Source organism: Pedobacter terrestris (assembly GCF_052343045.1).
GTDB lineage: Bacteria > Bacteroidota > Bacteroidia > Sphingobacteriales > Sphingobacteriaceae > Pedobacter.
Window position 1 is genome coordinate 2,325,489 of the sequence record NZ_CP180264.1, and the last position, 12,064, is coordinate 2,337,552.

Sequence of the window (12,064 nt, forward strand, 5' to 3'; positions counted from 1 at the left end):
CCAACTAGCCTTTTTTTGGTCAATCTGGGTGCTTGCAAGTCGCTAATTCACCATAAATATGCATGTTAAGCAAATGTTCAATAGTCTCCCCTACCATTTTGAAACTATAGAGAATATTTTTTAACCTTCCAGAATTCCTGCTGCAAAAAGCCAAGTTCGCTTAAATATATAAAAATCCCCTATTCCGTTTTGATGTTCTCAACGGTAACAGTCTTTCTAACTTTTATGCTGCCTGGCGGCCTTAAAAAGAACGCTGTTACTTTAAAATGGTCAGCATATACCGCATCAGATCACACATATTCATTGAAGCATCATATATGCCTTTTTAACAGCCTGGTATTGCAAAGAACAACCGACATGAGACGATTTGTATTGATATTGATACGATTTAAACTAGGTCAAACAGGTTATTTATATAGTTTTGCAATTCTTTTTGAAAAACCGATTTCAGAAAAGCACTAAATTTTAACCAATTGTCCTACATCTCTAGCCTGAACGCCAGTAATGACCAATACCCGTTTTTCAACTAAACCACATTACCCAATATTAGATGGATTGCGTGGCGTAGCCGCCATTATTGTGGTTACTTTTCATTTAACAGAACCGCTCGGAACCGGACATCTCGATATTTTGGTTAATCATGGCTATCTGGCAGTAGATTTTTTCTTTTTGCTTTCTGGTTTTGTGATTGGTTATGCGTATGATGACCGCTGGAACAAGATGACTATCGGAACGTTTTTCAAACGCCGTGTAGTCAGGCTTCAACCTATGGTGGTTCTTGGGATGACACTTGGCGCCATTGGTTTTTATTTTACGGACTCCAGTATCTGGCCACTTATTCATACCATTCCGGTGTGGAAAATGTTGCTGGTTATGTTTATCGGGTGGACCGTTTTGCCCGTTCCCTTATCGCTCGATATCCGCGGATGGGAAGAAATGCATCCGCTGAACAGCGTAGGCTGGTCTTTATTTTTTGAATATATAGCCAATATTCTGTATGCCGTTGGCATCCGTAAATTATCAAAAACTGCATTGGGTATTTTAGTATGGATTGCTGCAGTTGCCCTTGCGCATCTGGCCATTACCGGTCCGAATGGCGATGTAAGCGGCGGATGGACACTCAATACAGCGCAAGTACGTGTGGGCATTACCCGTACAATGTTTCCTTTTTTCGCTGGGCTGCTCCTTTCCCGTATCGCTAAACCCAAACAAATTAAACATGCATTTTTGTACTGCAGCCTTTTGGTTGCATTGGTATTGTATATGCCGCGGATTGGTGGCGCCAACCACCTTTGGATGAATGGGATTTATGAATCGGTTTGTATCATAATTGTATTTCCGGCAATTGTTTACCTGGGCGCAAGCGGAATACTGAGTAACCAGACAGAACAGAAGGTATGCAGGTTTTTGGGCGATATTTCCTACCCACTCTACCTGGTTCATTACCCTTTGGTCTATTTTTATGTGGCCTGGATTAGCAACAACAAAGGCGTAACGTTTATACAAGCTTTACCTTACGCCGTTTTAATTCTATTCGGCAGCATTGTTTTGGCTTACGCCGCGCTGAAATGGTATGATGAACCGGTAAGAAAATGGCTGAGACAGAAATTTGGGTAATTCTTATGCAGTGGCTTTTTTAGCGGAAGCAAATAACTTTTTACCGCCCGTAATTAAAGCTACAGCAATTAAACCGGCAACAATACCAAATAAAGACTCTCTGATGATAGACGTAAGTTCTGGCAGCACGTGATGAAGCTGATCAATATTGTGCGCAAAAATACCTCCTGATACCAGGATTAAGGCAATAGTACCTACAACACTCAAAACCCGGATAATTACCGGAAGTGATTTAACCAGCAATGCCCCAAGTTTGGCTAGAAAACCTTTGTTATTGGCACGTTTAATTAATTTATAACCGGCATCATCCATGCGTACAATTAGCGCAACAATACCGTAAACACCAACCGTTGCCAGCAATGCAACAGCCGCTACAGTGATAATCTGAATGGTGAGGGTTTCGTCTATAACGGTACCAAGTGCGATAATTACAATTTCTATAGAGAGAATAAAATCTGTGGTAATGGCCGATTTTACTTTTGTTTTTTCTGCATTAGCATCGTCCTGAACAGCATCTGCAGCTGCTTTTTCTGTAGCGTGTTTACGGTGAAACAAAAATTCGATAATCTTCTCCATCCCTTCATAAGCCAGGTAAAAACCGCCAAGAAGCAGCGCAATCTTTATAGCGATGGGAAAAAATGCATTCAGAAGAAGCGCTATGGGTACAATAATGAGTTTATTTACCAATGAACCTTTGGTTATTGACCAAAGTACCGGCAACTCTCTTGAGGAAAGAAATCCGGTTGCTTTCTCGGCATTTACCGCCAAATCGTCGCCTAAAATCCCAGCCGTTTTATTTGCAGCCAATTTTGTAGTTACCGCAACATCATCCATCAATGCCGTTATATCATCGAGGATCGCAAAAATACCTGAAGCCATCTTTATCTAATTTTTAAGGCTGTAAATTATACATTCAAATCCAATTTCGACAACAAAGCATAAACAAGTTTGGTTTTTTTGTGCGAAAATCTGACCTTCATACGAAAGGCAATTTAAAAGAATACAAATAATGTAATCAATATTAACATTATCGTAATAGGATTATAATACAATTTCAATCGATAATGTCTAATTTAGATGAACAAAAAAAATTATCTACTATGAAAAAGATCATGTCTATTTGTTTAATCCTGGTTTCGGTATTCGCATTTTCAGGATTTGCACATCCACCAAAAAAAGGTGTAATCAAAACCGTTAAAACTAAAGAGAACGTGTACAACGTCCGTTTCGGTTTTAAATTTCTTGATGGCAGCTATTCCACAAGCAGCTACACGGATAGTCCGGGTTTTACGGCTACCAACCTCAATTCCGGCAGTGAATACGAATGCCAGTTGCCTTCGTCGCCGGGCGGTGTTTTTCTGCCTTATCAGTTGCCGGGCACAATTGAAGGTTTAGCTGCAGGGACGTATGAGTTTAATGCAATCCGCGGACAAGGAAACTGGGTTGGTTATGGAAATGTAACCCTAACCCTATCACCTGAACTTGTTGGCGCGGATGGTTATATTACGGTTTATATTCCAATTGCCTGGGAAGAATAAGAGATTTCCAACTGCCTATACACCAGGAGCCGCTTTTAAAAGCGGCTCTTTTTGTTTGAGTATTTTGTTGGTCTGAAAATCTGCGCGTTTTAATACGCCAGAAAAAAATCGCTTAACAATTCCTCGTAAGCTTTAGTGTGTGTTTTAACAGCCTCGTAAATATAAAAATCGCGGATCAGTGGCGCACATTGACCTTTACCGAGGCAAATGATCTGTCGGAAGGTTTCTTTGCTTTTATCTGAATGAATATCAATGACCTCGCAAAGCGACAAATTACAGTCCATGCTTTTTTCAATTACGTAGCTGGCTTGTTTGGGCGGAAGAATGAGCCACAACTTGCCATTTTCAGAAAGCCAATCGCAGCTGCATTGTACCAAAGTATCAAAGAACTCATTATCGGTATGTCGCGCTATACCTTTTTTTACTTCCGGATTGCGCAGATCGTTTATGAAAAATGGCGGATTAGATACAATAAGATCAAATTTTTCTACTGTCGAGAAGTTTGAAAGGGAAATGTGCTGCGCTGTTAAGCGTGAGGAAAAAGGAGCGTTTTTAAAATTATTCGCCGCTGCAGATGCCGTAGTTTCGTCTATTTCTATGGCGTGTATTTTTGCATTTTTAAAACGTTGCGCAAGCATTAAAGCAATTACGCCGGTGCCGGTACCAATATCGAGTATCGTTTTTGCATGGTTGTGGTGTGCCATTGCACCAAGCAAAACACCATCCGTATTAATGCGCATTGCGCAACCTTGTTGATCTACTTCGAAATGCTTAAACTTAAAAACGCTCATGTTTATCTTTCGTACAGTTCTAAAGGCAAGCCGTCAGGATCACTGAAAAATGTGAAGCGCTTTTCTGTAAATTCATCTACACGAATGGGTTCGCAAGTAATGCCGTTTGCTGAAAGTCGGGCAATCTCTTTTTCAATATCCTCAACTTCAAAAGCCAAATGGCGCAAACCTTGTGCTTCTGGCCGTGATGGGCGCGCAGGTGGATTTTCAAAAGAAAATAATTCTATCTGATACAGTCCGTTTACAGCCAAATCCAGTTTATAGGATTTTCTTGCCTCGCGGTAAACCTCTGCAAGCACCGTAAAACCTAACTTATTAACGTAAAAATCTTTAGATCTGCTGTAATCAGAACAGATAATGGCAATGTGATGAATCCGGATAAACATGGCGGTAAAGATATAAATTATCCTTGCATGTGTTCGGCTCCGGCAGTCCTCGTAAGTAATTTCTTTGTAGAAAAATCACAACATCTCCCGGCCAAGCTAATGATAGCCGGGAGATGCTTTAAAATGCGAGACTTCGCTCCTGTTCTACTTCTTCTGCCGTAATGGCCAGGTGTTTACCCAGCATTCGGCTCCCTTCTGGTGTAACCACAAAATTGTCTTCAATCCGGATTCCGGAGAAATTGCGGAAGCTTTGAAGTTTATCGTAATTGATAAATTCACTGAAGCGTTTTTCTGCGGCCCACAAATCAATCAGTTCCGGGATTATGTAAATTCCAGGCTCAATTGTGAGTACATAACCTGCTTCCAGCTCTTTTCCAAGCCGTAGCGATTTTAACCCAAACTGCGTGGTATTTTTCTTCAATACATCTGTATATCCAACATATTGCTCGCCCAGATCTTCCATATCGTGTACATCAAGTCCCATCATATGGCCGGTTCCGCATTGGAAAAACATGGCATGGGCGCCAGCGGCAACAGCATCATCTATGTTTCCGTGCATCAAACCTAAATCTTTCATACCTTGAGCCAGCGTCTTGCAAGCTGTAAGATGTACATCAAGATAGCGTTGGCCGGGTTTTAACAACGCAACAGCATCGCGATAAGCTTGCAATACAACATTGTAAACCTCTTTTTGAAGCGGAGTAAATGTTTTGGAAACCGGAAATGTTCTGGTCAGATCACTGGCATAACCAGATGCAGCTTCAAAACCAGAATCGTTCAATATCATCTGCCCTTCTTTAAGCATGTTGCCGTGAAAATGGTTGTGTAATATTTGTCCGTTTACGGTAACAATTGCCGGATAAGCCAGATTTCCGTTATTGGAAATGGCCTTTTCCTGAATCCTGGCTACCAGATCTCTTTCGTACATACCGGGTTTGGCCTGCTGCATCAACATTCGATGGATATCTGCAGAGATACATGCCGCCTGATCAATTTCCTGAATTTCTTCTGCCGATTTTACGGAGCGTTGCGCAACAACTGCCTTTATCATAGGCAATGAAGCCGATTCATTTAACGATTCCACAGGAATGCCAAGCAGATTAGCAAGCAAAATTTTGTTATCAAAACGATATGGTGGCAGAAAATGGATTTTACGTCCTTTTTTTATCGCCCCGGCAATTCGGGTGTGCAATTGATTTGATGGCTGAATATCCGTTATTCCGCATTCAGCAGCTTTTTCACTTAGCGTCTGTTGCCTGCCCATCCAAACAATCTCATCAATCGTCATTTCATCACCAAAAAGTGTCGTGCTATCTTCATCAAGATCAATTACCGCGTTCAGATTGGGCAATTGTATTCCGAAATAATAGATGAATGTGCTGTCTTGTCTAAAATGGTAAGTATTGTCCGGATAATTCATCGGACTTTCTGTATTGCCGAGAAACAACAAAAGCCCTGATTCTATCTGTAATTTCAGGTCATTTCTTCTTTTGATTCTGATTTCCTTGCTGAACATATTCGTTTATTTTAATTTAAAATAAAGCCGCTAATTTATCATTTAATATTTGGAGTAATCAGACAAAATTACGCACAATACGCTTGATAACCCGCATCTGCAAGCCAATCACGATATAATGCTTGAAGATAGTTTTCTACCTAAAACATCTTCTCCTGAAACCAAATGCCCATTTCTCCTTTTTGGCGGTTTGCCCAGGCATAGTACGGAATGCCCGTAAAATCAAAATGCTGAGTCTGCCCATTCTGCAATTTTCTAAATGCTTTTCCTTTTAAAACCGTTACGCCATTAAGCAATTGGGGCTCAAAAACTGAAGTAAAGTTTACGGAAGAAGCCATCTCAATATCAGAGATTTTGCCGCCATTGTCTTGCGCCTCGGCACAGAACAGCATCGGTCCGCGTTGTAAACTCACCCGACCACGATCATCTGCCAGTTTCTCATTGGCAATTATTTTTCTTACGGGCATTGGCAAAACAAAAGCAATCTGATCTCCTTTTTGCCAATTGTGTTCAATTTCTACATAACCTTTATTTAACTTGTATTTGATTTTTTCTCCATTTACGGTTACTGAAAATCCTTCCGTATCCGGAGTTTGGAAGTGATACAAATCTGAAGGAATGGCTTCATTACGCACCCATCCCGGTAACCTCAAATTTACTTTAAACTTTGCTTTCCGTTCCGGATTGATGGAAATATTTAAGTTTCCATCCCAGGGATAATTATTGTTTTGTACAATTTCTACCGGCATCTTGTGAATATTCAGCTTTGTACTGCTGGCCATAAAAAGGTTAACGTATACCTCATTATTGCGCTGTGCATAAATATAACCCGGCAGCGATGGTAAAAACCGGGACATATTGGTTGGGCAGCAAGAACACTCAAACCAACCCGACCGTGCACCTTCAGCATCTTTGTGTGTAATGCCATGCACAATTTGCATAGCGTTGGTATAGAAAAAACTTTTCCCGTCTAAACCGACACCAGAAAGTAAAGCATTGTACAACACTTTTTCAAGCACATCAATATATTTTGCATCGCCATGTAGTAAAAACATACGTTGGTTCCAGAAAACATTTCCTATAGCTGCGCAGGTTTCATTATAGGCAGTGGCATTGGGAAGTTCATAATTATCGCCAAAACGTTCGCCATCTGGCACGGCGCCAATTCCGCCCTGCACATACATTTTTTTGCTGCACATATTTTCCCAGATTTCATCTATCGCTTTGGTATACGCTTTATCGCCGGTTAAAGCGGCAACATCTGCAACGCCAGCATACAGGTACATTGCGCGCACCGCGTGGCCTACTGCTTCATTTTGCTGAACAAGCGGCCGGTCATCTTGCCAGTATTTTCCGTTATTCCATGGATTTTTATTTGTTTTATCGTATTGCTTTTGACCACGCTGATCAATAAAAAACTTCGCAAGTTGCAGATAACTTGCATTATTGGTTATACGGTATAAACGCACTAAAGCCATTTCTACAATTTCGTGTCCCGGCGCAACATGTCTTTTATTCGCTCCAAAAGTAGCGACCAGCAAATTTGCATTTTTGATGGCGATATCCAGAAAATTACGTTTGCCTGTAGCTTGAAAGTGTGCAATGGCCGCTTCAATTAAATGACCGGAATTGTATAGCTCATGGCTCATTTCAGATTCATTGATCCAGCGTTCTTTACCACACCACGATGGCGGATTTGCAGGATTTATTGTGCGTGCAGTATATAAATATCCATCTGGCTCTTGCGCTTTGCCAACCACATCAATTAATGAATCTAAAAACAAACTTAGTTTAGCATCCGGATAAACCGCAAGCGAGTAAGAAGCGCCTTCTATGGTTTTGTAAATATCGGTATCGTCAAAAACGAATGCGGTACCAAATTTACCCTTTTGCTGTGCGGCCATTTCAAAATTCTTGATTCTTCCTGTGGTTTCGCATCGCGCAAACGAGGTTGGAATGGTAACGTTTTTATTTGTTTCAATCCGCGGAAGCCAGAATTTATCTTCCAATTTTACCTGTGTAAACAACACTGGCATAATACTATAATCCTTACTTTGCGCAAAACAGCATTGTCCAAGTATGATAAACAGGAGAAAACAACGGTACTTCATCATAAGATAATTTGATTTTTGATGACAGATACGACGTTCAAAAGGGTTAGAATACAACTTGAGCAATAAAATGGGAACCCAAATCGGCCGACACCCTTTCTTATGAACATCATACAGGGGGATTTATAGATCATTGATCCGGTGGAGAACATTCCTGAACAACACCGGACCAATTCTTATTTCATTTTATAATGCACGTCAGAAACACCGCGCAATCTTTCTGCTGCAGTTTCTGCACTGATGTCTCTCTGCGGACTGGCCAGCATCTCATAACCGACCATAAATTTCTTGATGGTTGCAGATCTCAATAAAGGCGGATAAAAGTGCATGTGCCAATGCCATTCGGGCATATCGCCCATGTTTACCGGTGCCTGGTGCATACCCGCAGAATACGGAAATGACGTGTTAAACAAATTATCATAACGGCTGGTCAGTTCTTTAAGCACTTTTGCCAGATCTTTCTTTTCTTCCTTGCTAAAATACTTGATGTTTTCTACCGCACGTTTGCTGATAATCATCGTTTCAAAAGGCCATGTAGCCCAAAAAGGAACTAAAGCCACAAAATATTTGCTGTTGATGATGATGCGTTCGTTTAATTTCAGTTCTAATTTCAGATAATCGGATAGCAAAGTTTTTCGGTGAACGGCATAATAATTTTTCTGACGCTCAGATTCTTTTGCAATTTCTGTGGGAATACTGCCTTGTGCCCAAATTTGCCCATGAGGATGTGGATTGCTGCAACCCATAATATCTCCTTTATTTTCAAAAATCTGGATGTATCTGATCCATTCTGTTTGCGCAAGTGCCGTAAATTCTGTTTGCCATAAATCCACCACTTTTTCTATCGCTTCCAATTCCATTTCCGGGAGTGTAAGATCATGCCGCGGACTGAAACTAATCACTTTACAAATTCCACGTTCGCTTTTAGCAATTAACAGGTCTTCTATATTCTGGCTTGCAGGCTCGGTATTTTCAAGCAACGCAGCAAAATCGTTTACAAAAACAAAACTGTTGGTATACTCTGGATTGACATCGCCATCTGCACGGTTATTTCCCGGACATAGATAACAAGCCGGATCATAAGTTGGCCGGCCTTCTGTAGGCAACTCTTCTACTTTTCCATTCCACGGGCGTTTGGTTCGGTGTGGCGATACCAAAACCCAATCGCCAGTTAAAATGTTTAAACGGCTATGTGTATCTGAATTTAGGTCTAATTCTGCTTGCATGATCTGGTTATATTTGGTTTCTGCCTTTGGCGATTAATCTTCTGCAAATTATTAAAATTATTATTAAACGTCAAAAATACAGTTAATAATTAATGTATATTTGTCGTTTATTAAAATTATTTATCTTTAGTATCGGCAGAGCACATGAACCCAGAAATGTGTATGCGCTTTATACAGCAAAACATCTAACAAAACATGAAGAAATATTCCAGTCAGATTCGATATGCAACAGCGGTTGATTGCATCGTATTTGGCTTTGATGGCGACCGGTTAAAAATTTTATTGGTGAAAAGAGATTTTGCACCGGCTAAAGACAGCTGGAGTTTAATGGGCGGTTTTGCAGAAAAAGATGAAAGTCTGGATACTGCTGCCGGTAAAGTGTTGAAAAAATTAACGGGTTTAGAAGGGGTTTATCTGGAGCAGTTAAAGGCATATAGCGAGCCAGACCGCGATCCGATTGAACGTACAATTTCTATTGCTTATTTTGCATTGATCGATATAAACCGCTATCAAACGCAATTAAATCACGATTATCATGCAGAATGGTTTGATATTAAAGAAATGCCAAGCCTGATTTTTGACCACAATGAAATGGTTGCAGATGCGCAGGCCCGTTTGCGTTATAAAGCGGCATTACACCCAATTCTTTTTGAATTGCTGCCAAAAAAATTTACCATTCCGCAGTTGCAAAACTTATATGAAGGCGTTTATGATAATGCGATTGACAACCGCAATTTTATCCGGAAAATTACCTCTACCGGTTTGCTGATTAAACTGGCAGAAAAAGATAAATCGTCTTCTAAAAAAGGTGCTTTTTACTTCAAACTGGACAAGAAGAAATATAAAGACAATTTTCAGGCTTTTTTAAGTCTGATTCCTAACCGGGATAAGTTTATCGGCTAAATGCCGATAAACTTAATTTTAAAATTCCATTGACTATTCAAAAACGAGTACAAAACCTGAGTTTGGTTTTACCGTGATGCTGAAATTTTTATCTGCTTCTTTTGATTCTGTAACAATTGGATCATGCTCAGTTCCGTCTTGATATACAATGACTTTTCCTGCTCCAAATTGTTTCAGATCCAGATTTATTTTATGTTCTGACGTATTGGAAATACCAGCGATATACCATTTCTTGTCCGATTTTCTCGCAATTACAACATACTCTCCGGGTTGGCCGGCAATAAATTTGCTGTCTGTCCAGCTATCTGGCAGGGTTCTTAAAAAATCCTGTACATTTTCTGAAACGTGCATCATGCCTCCAGGCGATTCTGCGTAATGCTGTATTCCGGAAGTAAACAGAACTGAGAGTGCGAGTTGAAAGGCACTGCTTGTTTTGCGTTTTACCTGTGTCGGTATTTTATACAGATTCATCGGCGTATAATCCATCGGATCAAACACATTACGTGCAAAGGGCAACATGGTGCAAATTTCTGCTTCGCGATCTGCATCTTTTAGGGTAAAAGTTACATTCTCAAAACCTCTAACGGCTTCTGCTGTAAGCAAATTTGGATAAGTACGTGCCCAACCACGCGGCAGAGTTGCGCCGTGGAAATTCACCATTAACTGATGTGCAGCTGCATCTTTCAAAATATCAAGATAATACTGAATTACCGAACGGCCATCGCCTGCAAAAAAATCAATCTTTACGCCTGCAATACCCATTTTCTGTAAACGGCTAAAGGTTTTCTCCCGATCTTCATGCGTTAACAGCTGGCCTTTTGGTGTGTACTTTACGGTATTCCAATTGCCTGCAGAATTGTACCACAACAACAAACCCACATGTTTAGTTCTGGCATAATCTGCAAGTTCCTGCATTTTTTCGTAGCCAATTTTCTCGTCCCAGTTCACATCAATCAAACAATACTGCCAATGCATTTTTGCAGCAAAATCGATGTATTTTTTCTGCTCATCATATACAATAAAATCGTCTTTAGAGTTAATCCAGCTCCAGGAAGCTTTACCTGGTTTCACAAAATTAAGTGCACCCAAAACATTCGGTTTCGCCAGATCTGTGCCTGCGGTAGATTCTACCAAATTTGCAAGATTACCGATGGTAAGGACACGCCAAGGCGAATCGAAACCTTTTGCCACTGATGGCAAAAGCGCCACCTCGGGTAAAATCTCTTTCTCATCCGGAAAACCAATATTGAATTTACCTTTTACTGCGGATGACAGTAACCTTGTGGCGCAATAATTCCCTTCTAAACCGGCCTCAGTCAACAACACATATGCCGCAGGTGTTTTAAACAAAGCCGGGTAAACCCAACCGGTTTTGTTTTCACCAACTTTTGAAAGTGGAACATCGATATTGTAATGTTCTTCATAAGCAGGATTGGTTTGCTCCCATCCAGATTTTGAAACCTGCATGGGTTGTAACCAACTGTTCGTTTCTTCAGGGAAATTAAACGCTGTTTCCTCTTGCTTTATGTCTTGTTTTTTAGCGTTCGTAAATTGATACTTAAAAGCCACTGCATCATCAGACACCTGAAAAACAACGTGCAAACTTTCATTTTTAAGATTGTTTACTTTAAATGTTTTGCCATTGGCGATATATTCTGCTTTTGCTTTTTTACCTACCAACGGATATTCTTCGCGGATTTTTCTCTGCCCGATTGTTTCAATGGATTTAAAGCTTCTAAAATCCTTATTTTCCATAAGTAAACCAAGCTTTGAAGCTTCAATTACCGTTTTCCCTTCGCGCGTAATGCGATACATCAGCGTATTGTTTTCGATAAAAACCTGCGCCGATAGTTTCCCATCAGGACTGGAAACCTCTGTTTTTTGCTGCGCTTTTGCGAGATTGAAAGCCAGACACAACAGGCACAAAACCATTGTACTTTTAATATCATTCATAAATTTTAACCTTCAGTTAAATA

10 protein-coding genes are annotated in these 12,064 nt (G+C 40.4%); 3 read left to right on the forward strand and 7 right to left on the reverse strand.

Annotated elements, in window-relative coordinates:
- The first annotated feature begins 504 nt into the window (after positions 1-504).
- The gene (locus ACJVDH_RS09915; protein ID WP_443947412.1) at positions 505-1,617 is read left to right on the forward strand and encodes an acyltransferase family protein; all 1,113 of its coding nucleotides are present in this window, start codon (positions 505-507) and stop codon (positions 1,615-1,617) included.
- 3 nt (positions 1,618-1,620) lie between these two features.
- Here the strand turns inward: ACJVDH_RS09915 and ACJVDH_RS09920 are convergent, their stop codons facing one another.
- Positions 1,621-2,496, reverse strand: a complete 876-nt coding sequence (locus ACJVDH_RS09920) for a DUF808 domain-containing protein (protein ID WP_443947413.1) — start codon at positions 2,494-2,496, stop codon at positions 1,621-1,623.
- A gap of 221 nt (positions 2,497-2,717) precedes the next feature.
- Here ACJVDH_RS09920 and ACJVDH_RS09925 point away from each other — a divergent pair, with 221 nt between their 5' ends.
- A complete protein-coding gene (locus tag ACJVDH_RS09925) occupies positions 2,718-3,155 on the forward strand; it encodes a hypothetical protein (RefSeq protein WP_443947414.1) in 438 nt (145 codons plus the stop codon).
- Between the two features lie 89 nt (positions 3,156-3,244).
- Here ACJVDH_RS09925 and ACJVDH_RS09930 read toward each other — a convergent pair whose 3' ends face one another.
- From ACJVDH_RS09930 to ACJVDH_RS09950, 5 genes are all read right to left on the reverse strand, one after another.
- Positions 3,245-3,946 carry a tRNA1(Val) (adenine(37)-N6)-methyltransferase gene (locus tag ACJVDH_RS09930; protein ID WP_443947415.1) on the reverse strand — a complete coding sequence of 234 codons (702 nt, stop codon included), beginning with the start codon at positions 3,944-3,946 and terminating at the stop codon, positions 3,245-3,247.
- Positions 3,947-3,948: 2 nt separating this feature from the next.
- Positions 3,949-4,332 (reverse strand): SMU1112c/YaeR family gloxylase I-like metalloprotein, encoded by a 384-nt coding sequence (gene gloA2, locus ACJVDH_RS09935; protein WP_443947416.1) that lies wholly within the window; start codon positions 4,330-4,332, stop codon positions 3,949-3,951.
- Between the two features lie 118 nt (positions 4,333-4,450).
- The gene (locus ACJVDH_RS09940) at positions 4,451-5,848 is read right to left on the reverse strand and encodes an aminopeptidase P family protein (protein WP_443947417.1); all 1,398 of its coding nucleotides are present in this window, start codon (positions 5,846-5,848) and stop codon (positions 4,451-4,453) included.
- A 140-nt stretch (positions 5,849-5,988) separates the two neighbouring features.
- Positions 5,989-7,962 carry a glycoside hydrolase family 127 protein gene (locus tag ACJVDH_RS09945; protein WP_443947418.1) on the reverse strand — a complete coding sequence of 658 codons (1,974 nt, stop codon included), beginning with the start codon at positions 7,960-7,962 and terminating at the stop codon, positions 5,989-5,991.
- A gap of 173 nt (positions 7,963-8,135) precedes the next feature.
- A complete protein-coding gene (locus tag ACJVDH_RS09950; RefSeq protein ID WP_443947419.1) occupies positions 8,136-9,185 on the reverse strand; it encodes a UDP-glucose--hexose-1-phosphate uridylyltransferase in 1,050 nt (349 codons plus the stop codon).
- A gap of 195 nt (positions 9,186-9,380) precedes the next feature.
- On the opposite strand from ACJVDH_RS09950, the gene ACJVDH_RS09955 reads away from it, so the two are divergent.
- Positions 9,381-10,088 (forward strand): NUDIX hydrolase, encoded by a 708-nt coding sequence (locus tag ACJVDH_RS09955; RefSeq protein ID WP_443947420.1) that lies wholly within the window; start codon positions 9,381-9,383, stop codon positions 10,086-10,088.
- A 33-nt stretch (positions 10,089-10,121) separates the two neighbouring features.
- Here ACJVDH_RS09955 and ACJVDH_RS09960 read toward each other — a convergent pair whose 3' ends face one another.
- Positions 10,122-12,041 carry a glycoside hydrolase family 97 catalytic domain-containing protein gene (locus ACJVDH_RS09960; protein ID WP_443947421.1) on the reverse strand — a complete coding sequence of 640 codons (1,920 nt, stop codon included), beginning with the start codon at positions 12,039-12,041 and terminating at the stop codon, positions 10,122-10,124.
- Positions 12,042-12,064: the final 23 nt, after the last annotated feature.